The 15,374-nt window shown below is 41.0% G+C and carries 13 protein-coding genes; 6 read left to right on the forward strand and 7 right to left on the reverse strand.

The window, feature by feature from the left end:
- Positions 1-191: 191 nt before the first annotated feature.
- The gene (locus BM380_RS00990) at positions 192-590 is read right to left on the reverse strand and encodes a hypothetical protein (protein WP_090492383.1); all 399 of its coding nucleotides are present in this window, start codon (positions 588-590) and stop codon (positions 192-194) included.
- A 181-nt stretch (positions 591-771) separates the two neighbouring features.
- On the opposite strand from BM380_RS00990, the gene BM380_RS00995 reads away from it, so the two are divergent.
- Together BM380_RS00995 and BM380_RS01000 are read left to right on the forward strand one after the other, a co-directional pair.
- Positions 772-1,275, forward strand: a complete 504-nt coding sequence (locus tag BM380_RS00995; RefSeq protein WP_090492385.1) for an Mpo1 family 2-hydroxy fatty acid dioxygenase — start codon at positions 772-774, stop codon at positions 1,273-1,275.
- Positions 1,276-1,300: 25 nt separating this feature from the next.
- The gene (locus BM380_RS01000) at positions 1,301-2,092 is read left to right on the forward strand and encodes an SDR family oxidoreductase (protein WP_090492387.1); all 792 of its coding nucleotides are present in this window, start codon (positions 1,301-1,303) and stop codon (positions 2,090-2,092) included.
- Between the two features lie 155 nt (positions 2,093-2,247).
- Here the strand turns inward: BM380_RS01000 and BM380_RS01005 are convergent, their stop codons facing one another.
- The 3 genes from BM380_RS01005 to BM380_RS01015 form a co-directional block, all read right to left on the reverse strand.
- Positions 2,248-2,862 (reverse strand): DUF7010 family protein, encoded by a 615-nt coding sequence (locus BM380_RS01005; protein WP_254772041.1) that lies wholly within the window; start codon positions 2,860-2,862, stop codon positions 2,248-2,250.
- A 227-nt stretch (positions 2,863-3,089) separates the two neighbouring features.
- Positions 3,090-3,269, reverse strand: a complete 180-nt coding sequence (locus BM380_RS01010; RefSeq protein ID WP_010390276.1) for a DUF6435 family protein — start codon at positions 3,267-3,269, stop codon at positions 3,090-3,092.
- Positions 3,270-3,361: 92 nt separating this feature from the next.
- Positions 3,362-4,522, reverse strand: coding sequence for a PQQ-dependent sugar dehydrogenase (locus tag BM380_RS01015; protein WP_090492391.1), 1,161 nt, complete (start codon positions 4,520-4,522; stop codon positions 3,362-3,364).
- A 366-nt stretch (positions 4,523-4,888) separates the two neighbouring features.
- Between BM380_RS01015 and BM380_RS01020 the strand changes: the two genes are divergently transcribed.
- From BM380_RS01020 to BM380_RS01030, 3 genes are all read left to right on the forward strand, one after another.
- Positions 4,889-5,932, forward strand: coding sequence for a flavin reductase family protein (locus tag BM380_RS01020; RefSeq protein ID WP_090492393.1), 1,044 nt, complete (start codon positions 4,889-4,891; stop codon positions 5,930-5,932).
- Positions 5,929-6,981, forward strand: a complete 1,053-nt coding sequence (locus BM380_RS01025; protein WP_024603114.1) for a fatty acid desaturase family protein — start codon at positions 5,929-5,931, stop codon at positions 6,979-6,981. The genes BM380_RS01020 and BM380_RS01025 overlap by 4 nt, the downstream gene beginning before the upstream one ends.
- 225 nt (positions 6,982-7,206) lie before the next feature.
- Positions 7,207-8,208 carry a branched-chain amino acid aminotransferase gene (locus BM380_RS01030; protein WP_288369064.1) on the forward strand — a complete coding sequence of 334 codons (1,002 nt, stop codon included), beginning with the start codon at positions 7,207-7,209 and terminating at the stop codon, positions 8,206-8,208.
- 328 nt (positions 8,209-8,536) lie between these two features.
- Here BM380_RS01030 and BM380_RS01035 read toward each other — a convergent pair whose 3' ends face one another.
- Together BM380_RS01035 and BM380_RS01040 are read right to left on the reverse strand one after the other, a co-directional pair.
- On the reverse strand, positions 8,537-11,092 hold the full coding sequence (locus tag BM380_RS01035; RefSeq protein ID WP_090492395.1) for a TonB-dependent receptor plug domain-containing protein: 2,556 nt from the start codon (positions 11,090-11,092) through the stop codon (positions 8,537-8,539).
- 177 nt (positions 11,093-11,269) lie between these two features.
- Complete coding sequence (locus BM380_RS01040; protein WP_090492397.1) at positions 11,270-11,581, reverse strand: Mpo1-like protein; 312 nt, start codon at positions 11,579-11,581, stop codon at positions 11,270-11,272.
- A gap of 157 nt (positions 11,582-11,738) precedes the next feature.
- Here BM380_RS01040 and BM380_RS01045 point away from each other — a divergent pair, with 157 nt between their 5' ends.
- Positions 11,739-13,895 (forward strand): prolyl oligopeptidase family serine peptidase, encoded by a 2,157-nt coding sequence (locus BM380_RS01045; protein WP_090492398.1) that lies wholly within the window; start codon positions 11,739-11,741, stop codon positions 13,893-13,895.
- A 66-nt stretch (positions 13,896-13,961) separates the two neighbouring features.
- Here BM380_RS01045 and BM380_RS01050 read toward each other — a convergent pair whose 3' ends face one another.
- Entirely contained in the window at positions 13,962-15,254 is a 1,293-nt protein-coding gene (locus tag BM380_RS01050; protein ID WP_090492400.1) for an anti-phage deoxyguanosine triphosphatase, read from the reverse strand.
- Positions 15,255-15,374 lie beyond the last annotated feature (120 nt).

Raw genomic sequence — 15,374 nt, forward strand, 5'->3', positions numbered from 1 at the left:
CTCAGTTCATACTGTTTTTTATGATCAATTTACAAAGAGGGCGAAGAGACGCTGTGCTTTTAAAGTAAGCATCTGAAATAAATAGATTTTTTCTACTCATTTACTCCTCATTCGCTTCTCTGTGTTCAAATAGGGTTTAGTGAATTATGCACAAAGAGGGCAAAGAGACGCTGCGCTTTTAGAGCAGTGATCTAAACCATAACTTTCATCTGCAACCAAAAAACCAAGCTTGGGCTTATAAAAAGTAACAACATGCCTACACTAAGCAAATTGCCTTTAAAGAGATTAAAGTCATCAAGAATTCTCTGCCACTTATATTTAAATAAATACCGGCCAACAAAAATATCTAAACTAAGCATTATTATTAGCCACATTAAGCCTAATTTAAAACAATCTAGGTAATTTGTAGGGGCAACCCATGGCAGGGCTAACCAAGCTATAGCAAAAATAATGGCGATGCCTGAGAGTAAACTAAGTGTTTTAGCGCGTCGTTGCCCATATAATCGATGCAGAACTCGCACCCGAATGTTGCCATTAATTATCTCGCCTAAAGCAAGTAATAAGCCTATGGCTAGGGCTTTTAATAACATGATGATTTCCTTATATTACAAAGGCCAACAGTTAAACATTTATTTCAAATAGTTTACATCAATACCCAATTATAGAGCCATTAGTTAGCCTTTTAATTTATAACCATCGGTATTTGTTGTTATTGTGCGCACTTTTTTATAAGGTGAACTTTGCTTATAAAAATAACAACGGGATCAACCGATGAAAACTCTACAACAACAACTTGGCCAGTATGGCTTGTATCATCGTTCAAAGCGTAACGTATTAACTCACTTTTTTGGTATTCCACTGATTGTATTTGCGGCATTGTGCTTACTAGCGCGTGTTGAAATTCCCATAGGGAGTTTTAATGTCGATGGGGCGCAGCTTTTTGTCCTTGCCAGTGTGGTTTACTATTTTATGCTGAGCTTTTCGCTAGGTTTAATCATGGGCATCATTTTTACTTTATTGTTAGTGGCAGCGCAGCCTATCGCCGCAATGCCCTTTACATCTTGGCTGACGATTGGTGTGGGTGTGTTTGTATTTGGCTGGCTGTTACAGTTTATTGGTCATTATTTTGAAGGCAAAAAGCCCGCCTTTGTTGATGATTTAGTGGGTTTAATTATTGGCCCTTTGTATGTCACCGCAGAGCTGTTATTTTTAATGGGTTTTTATAAAAATTTAGAACAGCAAGTTAATGAAATAGCGGGCCCAACTAAAGCATAATCAGTCAAAGACTATAAGGTAAACCATGGATTATAATAATAAAACAGTGTGGATCACCGGTGCATCATCAGGTATTGGTGAAGAGCTTGCAAAACAATTTGCAGAGCAAGGTGCGAAGGTTATTTTATCAGCGCGTAACGTTGATAAACTCAACGAGATAAAAGAACAGTTAAAAGGGCAAGGGCATCGGGTAATACCCCTTGATTTATCAAAGCCCGAAACTGTACTGCAGGATGTATCAGCGCAAATAGATAGCTTAGGCCCAATTGATATTTTAATAAATAATGGTGGCGTATCACAGCGTAGTTTATTTTTAGAAAATGACTTTAAAGTGTACCGCCAACTCATGGAAGTAAATTACTTTGGTTTAATTGCCCTCACTAAAGCAGTGCTACCTTCAATGGTGGCGCGAAAAAGTGGTTCTGTAGTGGCTATTAGTAGCGTGGCAGGCAAAGTGGGCTCTAAGTTTAGAACGGGTTATTCAGGCAGTAAATACGCTGTAGTAGGCTTTATGGATTGCTTACGCGCCGAAGTCGCGCAGCACAATATACATTGCTTAACTATTTGCCCTGGCTCAATTAAAACAGCGATTGCCCATAATTCATTGAACGGGCAAGGAGAGGCACAAAACAAACCTGAGCCTTCAATAGAAAATGGTATGAATGTAAATGTAGCCGCATCGAAAATGCTCACCGCAATCTATAATAAAAAAGACGAAGTTGTAATAGGCCAAGGGTTAAGCGGTTGGGCACCGTTTATAAAACGGTTTTTCCCTAGTTTATTTAATCGCTTAACCGCCAAGGTAGAATATAAATAGCCTGAGAATTAGTGGACTGTTAGCAAAAATTTAAGTTAAATTTGTGCTGACAGTGTACTTCTATTTTTTAAATAATGGAGACGTTAAAGTTAATGATGCATAGTGTTAAGCTAAGAGTATCTTTATCTGTAACTTTCCTTTTAGATAACAATTCGTTACGAGGCTTTTACTGCTGACTCTTTTGATTTATTGAAGATCACAATAGAAAATATAACTTCTGTTATGCCGCCAACAAAAGCACCAATGACGAAGTTAGCATTTAATAATATACAAACTACTCCCGCTAGCATAAGCACAGCACCTAAAAGCCAATAAACTTTTGCACCATATAAAGTATTAAAAATTAAATAACGCACACCTATTGCCAACAGCATTATTGGATAAAACCATTGCAGATGCAGCTTAGAAACATAGAAGGCGAGGAAAAAACCAACAAATAAAATAACGGTACTTTCTAAAGCAAGTTTGCCTAATGGGTTTGTGGAGTCATGTTGTCCAGGGCGCTTAAGTACTTTTGATAGCAACATAGCCAGCGGGTGTATAAACATACCACCAATAAACAGGGTAAGCATACTCGCTTTAGTTGAATACAGTACTGCAATTAAACCAGCAAAACACCAAACTAACCCAGAAATAAAAACACCTGTTGCGCCACCAAAATAGGCGAGATCCATGTCTTTTTGTGCTTGCTTAAATTCCATAAATACCCCGTGACCTAAAAGTGGATATCCCTCAAACAGAGGAAAGTAATTATTGGTTAATAATTCCACTAATTAACTTTAATGTAAACAACTGATTATGCGAGAAATAAAATGGCTTTTAGTGTCGCACCAATAGGGCTGTAATAACGTGATGGGGGAAATGCAAAGTGAACTTATAAGAAGTGTATTTAATTTTACTTAGTTGGGTAAATGTTTATCGAAGTTATTTAATCGGGGAAATACAAACCCCGCACTGTTAATGCGGGGGATAGGCTTAAACTTATTAGGTTTAATGTTTACTTGGCTTTTTTGGCTTCGAGCGCTTCTATTTCATTCCAAATTTTTTCAGCCTCGTCAGTTAACATCGCATAGCTTTTTATATCGCCTTTTCTTTGCGCTTGCATGCCTTGTTCTAATTTTGCGTCGTATTCTTTACGTAATTTTTTGATTGGATCTGGCTTTAAAAATGAAAACATCAACACCCTCGTTGTTTATTAGCTAGTTACAGTAACAATACGCAGTGAAGGCGCAAAAAGTTTGCTGTTACTGTAATTAGCGTATTAAAAGATTACTGTGGGTCAAGGCGCACAATGCCTTGGCCGTCTAATCCTAAGTAAATAGTGCCATCATCACCTTGTGCTAGGCTGCGAATGCGGCCAATGCCTTCCAGTAATTTACTTTGTTTAACGACATTGCCATCTGCTATTTCAAGTACGCTAATAAACGCGTATTTCATTGAAGCGAGTAAAAACTTTCCTTTAAGCTCAGGATATTTGTCACTTTTTACGAGCAGCATGTCTGAAGGGGCAATAGACGGTGTCCACTGCAATGTGGGCGCTTGCATGCCTGATTTTTCGGTTAAATCGGTAAACGAGGTGCCGCTGTAGTTAATACCGTAACTCACCACTGGCCAGCCGTAGTTAGTTTTAGGTTTAATCATATTAAGCTCATCGCCGCCACGGGGGCCGTGTTCGTGTGCCCAAAATACATTATTTTCACCATCGAACCACATGCCTTGTGGGTTACGATGCCCGTATGACCAAATCGCTGGTTTTGCGTCTTTTTGGTTTACAAATGGGTTGTCGGTTGGAATTTTACCATCGTCGTGTAAACGATAAATTTTACCGCCATCGCGGCTTAAATCTTGTGGGTTAATATCTCGTGAGCCGCGATCGCCAATCGAAAAATACACATAGTTTTGGTTATCAAACACAATACGACTGCCGTAGTGCTGGCCTTTTTTAGAATTATGTTCGCCTTTGTATAATTGTTGTGGCTCGCGTAATTGGCTGTGATCGTTACTTAGCTTTGCACGCATAAGTGCGGTGTTACTGCCAGCGCCGTCACCTTCACTGCTTGAGTAAGTGATATACAGCCATTGATTATTAGCAAAATCAGGATGCAGTTCTAAATCAAGTAGGCCGCCTTGGCCGTTGGCATCAATTTTAGGTAGCCCAGAAATTTTAGTTAAGCTGGTGGTATTTTTACGCAATAAATATAAGGTGCCACTGCGCTCGGTTATTAATAAATCACCGTTTGGTAGAGCCTCAATAGCCCAGGGAATAGAAACCCCTTGGGCAACAGTGACCGGTTTTACATTAAGCGCTAATTTATCCAGTTCTTTAAAATCAACTGCATGAGCACTAAGGCTGGTAAGCGCCGAAAATGCCAATGCAAAACTGGCTGTGGCGAGTGTAGAAAATTTTTTACGCGTTGTTACTTTGTTCATAATGGCTTCCAAAATTAACTAAATTTTAACTACCTTAGCACGCTATTAATCACAGTGTTAAGTATTTGGGATGAATGAAATTGCACGCTATTTAACCGCTTTAATGTTGGTTTTTAGCTTAATGAGTTTGTTTATGTCCCTCAGGTGTTTAACTAACTTTACGGGTATAGGAATTCAAGACCGCTTTAAAAAAATTGAATAATTACTCTATTAGGGTTGAAATTTAAAAATTCGAGCGTACACTTGTGCGCTGAAAGTTGAGCTTACACGTGTAGGCTCAAATATTTAAAGCCCAGCACATGTGTTTGCGTGAATTCGCTTAACACAAAGTGATGGGTAGTCGATTTAAGTAGAGAATTAATAACCATGCTAACTTCGGTATTAGACCAATTTTCAAAATGGTTTTTACACCATCAAAGCTTTGCCGCTTACATAGAGCCTTTAATACAGGTCGTTAAACCTGCATGGCGAGCCGGCTTTTTTCGTGCGCAAATTATTGATGTACACGCGTTGAGTGGTCAGTTTTTAAGTGTAACGCTTAAACCCAATAAACAGTGGCGCGCCCACATTGCGGGCCAGCATATTAGTTTAACGCTTGAGCTCAACGGGCGTTTGCTTACCCGTGTATTTACGCTTGCTTGCAGCCCCGCGCAATACAAAGCAACCGGATTGCTGCGAGTTTTAATTAAAACCAATGAGCAAGGACGTTTTACAGCTCAGTTGCAAAGCACATTAAAGGCGCCGTCGTGGTGTAATATTTCTGCGCCAAGTGGCGACTTTGTATTTAAAAGCTGGCATAAAGCCAGCACCTTTGTTGCTGGTGGCTCGGGTATTACACCTATGCTGGCAATGCTTAGCCAGCAATTAGCAAATACTCAGCACACCATCAAATTACTGTATTTTGCAAAAGCTAATGAGCACCAATGCGTTGAAGAACTTGCCGCATTAGCAGAGCGTTATGCGCATTTTTCTTACTTGTTACTCACTCGCGATATGAGCCCGCAATTAACTACGCATATAAACATCGATGACAATCCTGATATTTACTGCTGTGGGCCAGCAGCGTTTATGCAAAAAATTGCACATTTTGCAAACCAGCATCATTTAACCTATTACCAAGAAGCCTTTAGCCCTGCATTGCCAAGCTTAAATGATGACAGTCAATTTACTGTAAAAATTAATAATGATCACCACGACGTAGCAGCGAATGAGGTGTTGTTAACTCAGTTTGAGGCAAAAAAACTACCTGTGCAGCGAGGGTGTGGGATTGGTATTTGTCATCAATGCCAGTGCATTAAAAAAACGGGCGTGGTGCGCAATTTAAAAACCGGTGAGTTATCAGATAACGGCGAGCAGTTAATTCAACTGTGTGTTAGCCAAGCGGTCAGTGATTTGGAGTTACAGCTATGACAACCATAAATTATCAACAATTAGCCGAAGATTTAGATGGCATAAAAATGTCGACGCTTGCCAAAGTAGGGCAAAAGGATGCTAATTATATACGCTCTATTGTCCGCAAGCAGCGACTGTGCGAAATAGGTGGGCGCATTTTATTAATGCTTGGTTTTGTACAGCCTTTATTGTGGGTGGCGGGTGTGTTGTTACTGGCTTTGGCTAAAATTCTTGACAACATGGAAATTGGCCACAATGTAATGCATGGTCAATACGATTGGATGAACGACAAACAGCTTAATTCAAAAACATACGAGTGGGATATAGCCTGCGACGGCCAAAGTTGGAACCGAGTACACAATTTTGAGCACCATACTTACACTAATATTATTGGCAAAGACCGCGATTTTGGTTATGGCTTATTAAGATTAAGTAATGACTTTAAATGGCGTTTAAAAAATACTTGGCAGTTTATTACCTATTTAAATTTAAGTGTGCTATTTCAGTGGGGCGTGTCGTACCATGAGCTGGCGGGTGAGCGTGTGTTTATAGGTAAAAAGAAGCCAAACCGCAAAGGGGCTGTAGCGCATAGTACGTTAAAAAAACGCTTTTTTAGTAAAGGGGCGCGCCAATTAATTAAAGACTATGTACTGTTTCCACTTTTAGCGGGGCCTCTGTTTTTATGGGTGCTAAGCGGTAACTTATTGGCGAACCTAATTCGTAATTTATGGACATCAACCATTATTTTTTGTGGCCATTTTACCGAGCAAACGCATACCTTTTACGAGCAAGATTGTGAAAACGAAAGCCAAGGTCAGTGGTATTATCGCCAAGCGCTTGGGTCGTCAAACATTAAAGGGGCGCGTTGGTTTCATATTTTAACGGGGCATTTAAGTTTTCAAATTGAACACCATTTATTTCCAGACTTGCCATCGTCACGCTACCAAGAAATAGCACCACAAGTGCAAGCTGCTTTACAAAAGCAGGGCATTGCATACAACACCGGCGGTTTTTTTCACCAATATACCTCGGTGTTAAAACGTATATTTCGTTATTCATTTAAATAGAGGTTAATAAAATAGCCGCTACTATAATGTATGCATTAAATAATCAGCTAACCTTAAATTGTTAGCTGATTATTGCATTAAAGAGTTAGTAAGTGCTTTTTTGATTAAATAATCATCAGTACATGCAAAAAATTCGTCTAATTAATTTAAAAACAGCCTGTTTTGCTATGGTTAAATAGTAGCGGGTTGTCATACAATGGAGAAAAATAGACCACACAAGAGAGAATAAAAATGGCCGCATTTGGTACTGTGTTTATGCCGCAGATGATTCAAGCTAAGTTTTCTGACAATCAGTGGGGCGAAAGCTCAATTGTTCCTTGCGATAAGCTTGAGTTGCATGCAGGTGCACACGTTCTTCATTATTCAAGTACATGTTTTGAAGGTTTAAAAGCCTTTCGCCATGAAGATGGTTCGGTAAATATTTTTAGAATGGATGCAAACATTGCACGAATGCAGCAAAGTTCTGAATTATTAAGCTTACCAGCGGTTGATGGCGAGATGCTAAAAACAATGATCATCGATATTGTTCGTGAATACGCCGATGAAACGCCGCTTCCTCCTGGTTCTATGTATATTCGCCCAACCCACATTGGTACGGAAGCTGCCATTGGTAAAGCGGCGGCACCATCAATGAGTTCATTGCTTTATACGTTATTATCGCCAGTGGGTGACTACTTTTCAGGTGGTGCTACCGCGCTACGTGTTTTATTAGAAGAAGACGGCATGCGCTGTGCCCCGCATATGGGTATGATCAAAAGTGGTGGTAACTACGCCAGTGCATTAGGGCCAATTTCAGCAGCACGCACTAAATATAAAGCGGATCAAATTTTATTTTGCCCAGGTGGCGATGTGCAAGAAACCGGCGCGGCCAACTTTATATTAATTGATGGCAACGAAATCATTACTAAAGCACTCGACAGCACCTTTTTACATGGTGTTACTCGTAACAGCATTTTAACCATTGCGAAAGATTTAGGAATGACGGTAAGCGAGCGTAACTTTACCGTAACTGAGCTTTTAGAGCGTGCAGCAAAACCAGGCACTGAAGCAGCACTTTCGGGAACCGCTGCAGTATTAACACCAGTAGGTACGTTTATCCATAACGATAAAGAATACAAAGTGGGTAATGGTGAACCAGGGCCAACAACAGCACGTTTACGCCAAGCATTGAACGATATTCAATGGGGTAAAAGTGAAGATACACACGGTTGGTTAACTAAAATCTAATCGGGTTCTAGGGTCTGTTGACCTTTGCGGATTAAAATTTGTTCAAACTAGGGGCGGTTTAATCGCGGCGCGAGGTTTGTAACCTAGTGGGCTAAGTAAAAACCGATCAACAAAGAGTAAATCGTCCCTAGGCAGAACCCTTCGGGCAGCGCCTGTTTGGCATTGATGCTGCGTTATCGCCTATTTATGGGGAATAACCACACCACATAGGCTCTGCCTTGCCTAAATACCAAACAGACTGCTGCAAATTTAACCTTGAAAGATCAACAGACCCTAATCTATTAAAAAGCCACACTAAACAGTGTGGCTTTTTGTTATAAGCTGCAGCTTAAAATTTCATTTCAACTTTGCCATAAACATAACGGCCATTAAAACCAAATGGCGAAAAGCCCGAATACGAGAACAAACGTGAGAAGGTAGTTATATCGCTCACTAAATCACGCGTTGGATCTGGGTATACATCAAACACATTATTAGCGCCTAAGCTCAGAGTAATGTTGTTATTAAGTGCATAGGCAACATCTAAGTCGGTGATCCACTTTGGCTTGAGCACTTCGTTACGCTCTGGAATTTCTGATGGGTCTTGTGTTTCACCATAGCGAGTGCTGCGAAGTGTGGTACGCCATTCGTTTAGTGTCCATGTAGCGCTTAGGTTGTATTTATTACGCGGGGTACTTACTTCAAAACGACGCAGTTCATTACCCGAGAACAAATTATCTTGTTCAACACCTACGCTTTGTAGCTCAGCGGGTGGGGCAATAATATTAGTCACTTCGTTTTTGCCGTAGTTATAGCCTAAATTAAACGCTACATCACCGTAGTTATCGGTCATTAGGTTGTAAGAGGCAACCACATCAACGCCACGGGTTTTGCTATCAATCGCGTTTAAGAAAAACCGCCCTTGGTTAGCTCCAGTGCCCTCAAGTAAGCTTGCTACACCTGCACCCGACAGGTTATTTGATAACACAATACGGTCATCAATTAATATTTGGTAATAATCCACAGATAAGCTGAAATTAAAGTCGGTTGACCAGGTAAAACCTACCCCGTAGTTGGTGGCTTCTTCTGCATCTAAGCCCGGTGATCCCAATGCAACGGCTACATCACTACTTGGGGCAAACGTCCCTGTTTGTGTTGGAATACCATCAACAAACACGGTGGCCACTGAAGTAAAATATTGCTGTTGCAGAGAGGGCGCTCTAAAGCCGGTTGATACAGAGCCGCGTAATGCTAAATCTTCTGTTAGCGTATAACGGGTGGCAATTTTACCATTAAGCGTATCGCCAAAATCAGAGTAGTCTTCGTAACGCGCAGCGACGGCAACGTTCCAGTTATCTGTAATAAAGGCTTCTAAATCAATGTAAAGGCTAACATTATGGCGGCTGTTATCACCCGCAGACTCAGGTGTGAAACCTGGGAATACTTGCGAACCTGCAGAGCCAAATGGGCCATTAACTGGGTCGGTTACTGCGCCACCAGGGCCAAAAGTGCCTTGTGCGTATGAGGCTTCTTCGCCTGCCTGAATTTCGTAGCCTTCACGACGATACTCAGCGCCCACTGCGACGTTAATTCCGCTAGCTAAAAAGTCTGCATCAATCTCGCGGCTAAAATCAAGATTAATAGTCAGCTGATCGTAGGTAAGTGTACCGGCATCAAAACTGGTTTGACTGCTAGGTCCATATGAGGTGTTTAAGCTATCAATAACACCAAAGTTAAAGGCATCTTTGCCGTATACAGCAGAAGCGTCGTAATTCCATTCATTAGCAAAACCTTTTACGCCAAGTGCTAATGAAAAATCGTCAATATCTGAGGTGATCACCGGTAAAAAGCCATCAGGATAAATTTCTGTTACGTTACGGCTGTCTTGTGCGCGACGATAAAAACCTCCGCCTTCGCCTTCACGCTTGCTGTAAGAGCCAAACGAGTAGAGCTCTGCATCGTTAGTTAATTGATAACCGGCATTATAAAACAGCGCGAAGTCTTCAACGGTGCCATTGCCAAAGTTATGATTGTAACGATCCCATGTGAACTCACGCGGATCAAGAGAGCCATCAGGTAGGCGGGCGTAATTTTCGCGCTGGTCATAATCAGAGCGATTCGTTGAGCTACGGTCGCGATATTCAGTAGAAATACTTAAAAAGCCGTTATCGCCCAATTCAAACCCCATATTACCTTGCAGGGTTAAGGTTTGGCCGTCGGTCAGCGAACGGTCGCTGCCTTCATTAAAGGCTAAGTTGCCATTGGCATCTTCAGAAACGGATTCTAGTTGAGGCACACCCTGCATTTCGGTGATGTTTGCTCCATATACAGCACCTAGGCTGCCGCCACTGCTATTACTTTTAAGGACAATATTAATCACACCGGCAATGGCGTCTGAGCCATATTGCGCAGCGGCACCATCGCGCAATACTTCTATTCGCTCAATGGCATTGGCTGGAATAGCGTTTAAATCAACCGATGATGACCCACGACCGGTTGAACCATTTAAATTAAGCAGTGCATTACTATGGCGACGTTTACCATTTACGAGCACTAAGGTGTGATCAGGTGCTAAGCCACGCAGTTGAGCTGGGCGCACATGGTCGCTGCCATCGGTGATTGATGGCTGAGGGAAATTAAAGCTTGGTAATAAAGTGCTCAGTAGTGCATTGGTTTCAGTTTGCCCTGAACTTTTTAGGGCATCACCGCTAATGATATCAATCGGAACTGGGCTGTCTTCAACTGTGCGGCCGAGTCGGCGAGAGCCAATTACACTAATTTGTTCAATATTTTCTTCTGCTTGTGTGTCTTGCTGTGCGGCATTTACCGACCACGAGCCAAGTAGTGCAGCGGCAACACTGAGTGTAATGGTTTTTTTTGCTGTAAATAGCTGTTTTAGTTGCATGATTAGTTTCCCTCATTCAATGCTCTACAGGTAATTCAATTATTAATGAACTAATTGAAATTTCTGTTGTCAAGGTAGACCATTTTTACAACCAAGGTCAATTGAATTACATTCAATCTACAATTTATTTACAGCGGCAGGTGGACTATTTGAGTAGCCTGTAGCGTAAGTCGCCATTTACCATTTAATTTTACCTGTGAGCATATCTTTAAACATTACCCAATCGCCCCATAAACTATATAACGGGTGCTTAAATGTAGCAGGGCGGTTTTTTTCAAAAAAGAAATGCCCAACCCACGCAAAGCCATAACCAATCACTGGTAATAACCATAACAACATAAGTTGTGAGCTAAAAAACGCATAGCCTGCCAGTAACAGTACTAAGCTACTGCCTATAAAATGCAATCTACGGCAGGTTTGATTACGATGCTCTTTTAAGTAATAAGGGTAAAAGCGTTTAAAGCTTGTAAAGGATTGGATTTCTGTCATTACTTAGCCTATTGGTGTTTAAACGTTGTTCATTAATGTATTTAAGCGTAACTAAGCGCAGGTTAACAGCGATAAATGACGTTTACCGCATCTTAATAGACAAAAGCAGTAAAAGTTAATAACTTAGAGTGATTATCAACAAGGGAATAAAATAACAATGCTAAAAAAAACACTGACCTGTGCGGTTGTAATCGCACTTGCGGGTTGTTCACAACCTGCAGAAAACACCACTCAAAATGAAGTAAAAACAGCAATGAAAGCAGTTAACTCTCTAGATTACCCTGAAACTAAAAAAGGCACAGTGGTTGACACTTACTTTGGTGAAAATGTGGCTGATCCGTATCGTTGGTTAGAAGATGATATGAGTGATGAAACGGCTCAATGGGTTAAAACACAAAATAACCTAACCTTTTCATATTTAGAGCAAATACCGTACAGAGATACGTTAAAGCAGCGCCTTGAAAAGTTAATGAACTACGAAAAAATCAGCGCGCCGTTCACCGAAGGTGATTACACCTATTTTTACAAAAATGATGGCCTGCAAAATCAGTACGTTTTATACCGCAGTAAAGACGGGGGCGAGGCTGAGATTTTCTTAGATCCTAATACCTTTAGTGAAGATGGTACCACTTCAATGTCGGGCTTATCATTTTCAGAAGATGGCTCATTGTTAGCATACCAAATATCGGAAGGTGGCAGTGATTGGCGTAAAATCATTGTTATAGACACCGAAACCAAAGAGCAAGTAGAGCAAGCACTGGTTGATGTTAAATTTAGTGGCGTGAGTTGGTTGGCAAATGATGGTTTTTATTATTCAAGCTACGACAAACCAGAAGGCAGTGAGCTTTCTGCAAAAACTGATCAACATAAAGTGTACTACCATAAATTAGGTCAAGCCCAAAGCGAGGATACGCTAGTATTTGGCGATACCGCTGAGCAAAAACACCGTTATGTAGGCGCTAAAGCGACCAAAGATGGCCGTTATTTGTTTATTAGTGCTAGCGTATCGACCTCAGGCAATAAGTTATTTATTAAAGATTTAACTAAGCCAGATAGCGAGTTTGTTACCGTAGTGGGTAATACGGACTCTGATACCAGTGTGATTGATAACGAAGGCAGCAAGCTATTTTTGGTTACTAACTTAAATGCTCCGAATAAAAAAGTAGTGACGGTTGATGCAAGCAACCCGCAACCTGAAAACTGGCAAGACTTTATTCCAGAAACCGAAAACGTACTTAATGTAACGCTTGGCGGAAATACGTTTTTTGCCAACTACATGGTTGATGCTATTTCTAAAGTGAAACAGTACAACAAAAAAGGCGAATTGATCCGCGAAATTAGCTTACCAGGTGTTGGTACAGCGAGTGGCTTTGGCGGTAAAAAAGAGCAAACTACGCTTTATTACTCATTTACTAACTACAAAACACCTGGCACGACTTACAGTTTTGACGTACAAAGTGGTGAGTCTAAAGTATATCGTAAGTCAGGGATTGATTTTAATAGCGACAACTACACCTCTGAGCAAGTATTTTATACCTCTAAAGATGGCACTAAAGTACCGATGATTATTACTTACAAAAGTGATATTAAATTAGACGGTAGCAACCCAACTATTTTATATGGCTATGGTGGCTTTAATATAAGCTTAACACCTCGCTTTAGCTCTACAACAGCGGCTTGGCTTGAGCAAGGCGGCGTATACGCAGTGGCAAACATTCGTGGTGGCGGTGAGTATGGTAAAGAGTGGCATAAAGCGGGTACGCAATTGCAAAAGCAAAACGTATTTGACGACTTTATTGCCGCCGCACAATACTTACAAGATAAAAAATACACCTCTAAAAAGCGCCTAGCACTGCGAGGTGGTTCAAACGGCGGGTTATTAGTCGGTGCCGTAATGACCCAGCGACCTGACTTATTTCAAGTGGCGCTACCTGCGGTAGGTGTACTGGATATGCTGCGTTATCATACTTTTACAGCGGGCGCTGGCTGGGCATACGATTACGGTACTAGCGACCAAAGTAAAGAAATGTTTGATTACTTAAAAGGCTACTCGCCAATTCATAATGTAAAAGCAGGGGTTGAATATCCGGCGACTATGATCACTACAGGCGATCATGATGACCGCGTTGTACCGTCGCATTCATTTAAATTTGCAGCAGAGCTTCAAGCGAACCAAGCGGGCACTAATCCAACGCTTATTCGTATTGAAACCAATGCAGGCCACGGTGCGGGTACGCCAACAAGTAAAATTATTGACCTTTATGCCGACATGTACGGTTTTACGCTATACAACATGGGCATTAAATCACTTTAATGTGACTTTATAAGCTAACGAAAAGCCGAGTTACTTAAGTGACTCGGCTTTTTTAGGCTCACTACTTTATTGTATGGGAGAGAACAACCGTTGATAAGTTTTATAAGCGTATTCGTCGCTCATACCGCTTAAGTAGTCACAAATAATTCGCATGCCTTGATGGTGCTTTTCGGCTTCTAGGTAAAGTGCTTGCGTGGTTTCGGGTAATAACCGCATTGGATCGCTGGCAAATGCGGTAAACAGCTCAATAAGCAGGTTCTGCCCTTTAAATTCTATTTGCTGCATTTGAGGGTCGCGTATCAAGCGTTGAAACACAAAATGCTTAAGTATTTGTAATACGCTTTCGTATTGCTGATCTAATTTAGCGGTGTGCTTTAAAATAGGGCATTCAAAGGCATCGTTTTGTAAGTCTAAATGAATATGAATAATAAAGGTATTCACTAATTCACCAATGGCATCTTTACGCTCATGTTCGTGTTTTGAAAATAATCGCTCTGTAAGTGATTTAAGTAGCGTATTTAACCAATCATAGTTGAGTGCTTGTAAGTGCGGCAATGCATGGGTTAACCAATCGTCTAGGCTTAACACATCGGTGGCTATGGCATCTTCAAGATCGTGAACGGCATAGGCAATGTCATCAGCCAGTTCCATAATGGCACTATCGAGAGATTTATAGCGTGTTTTAGCTCGGTATGAATCTACAATATTTTGGCTGGTTAATAATGCTTTATCGTTTTGACTCAGTGGTTCAATGATCCAATTAAATATAGGTGCATCGTCATTGTAAATACCTTTAGCAGGTCGCCAGTCGTCGGCTTTTATAAACGCGCGTTGTTTATCCACTTTGGGAATGTTGTACCACAACTGATCGATAAAACCAGGGTACTTTATAAACCCTAATAATGTGCGCCTTGTTAAGTTCATGCCATAGCCATTACTATAAGGCTCTAGTTTGGCGACTATTCGTAGCGTTTGTGCGTTACCTTCAAACCCACCATGATCACGCATCATGTAGTTAAGTGCAATTTCTCCACCGTGCCCAAAGGGCGGATGGCCGATGTCGTGCGCTAAACATAAGGTTTCGAGTAATCCTGTTGACGGAAAATGTTCAAAACGAGGGTGCTGGGCTTTTAAGTGACGTAATATGCCCGTGCCTATTTGCGATACTTCTAAAGAATGGGTAAGACGTGTGCGATAAAAGTCATTTAAACCAATACCCATTATTTGAGTTTTGGCTTGAAGGCGTCTAAATGCTGCAGCATGAATAATTCGAGAGCGGTCTATTTGCCAAGGAGAGCGGTTATCGTTTGGGCGGTGCTTATATTGTTCAATTATTCTATTTTGCCACTGTTTATCCATGTCACAACCTATCTCTATATCTACGACTTTAACGCTTAGTATATTATAAATAACTCACAATAGGCGTATGAATTTTATTCAGTTGTTCGGTATTCGCGTTTATAAAGTGGCTTAGGTATA

The sequence above is a fragment of the Pseudoalteromonas sp. DSM 26666 genome, from assembly GCF_900116475.1.
Lineage (GTDB): Bacteria > Pseudomonadota > Gammaproteobacteria > Enterobacterales > Alteromonadaceae > Pseudoalteromonas > Pseudoalteromonas tetraodonis.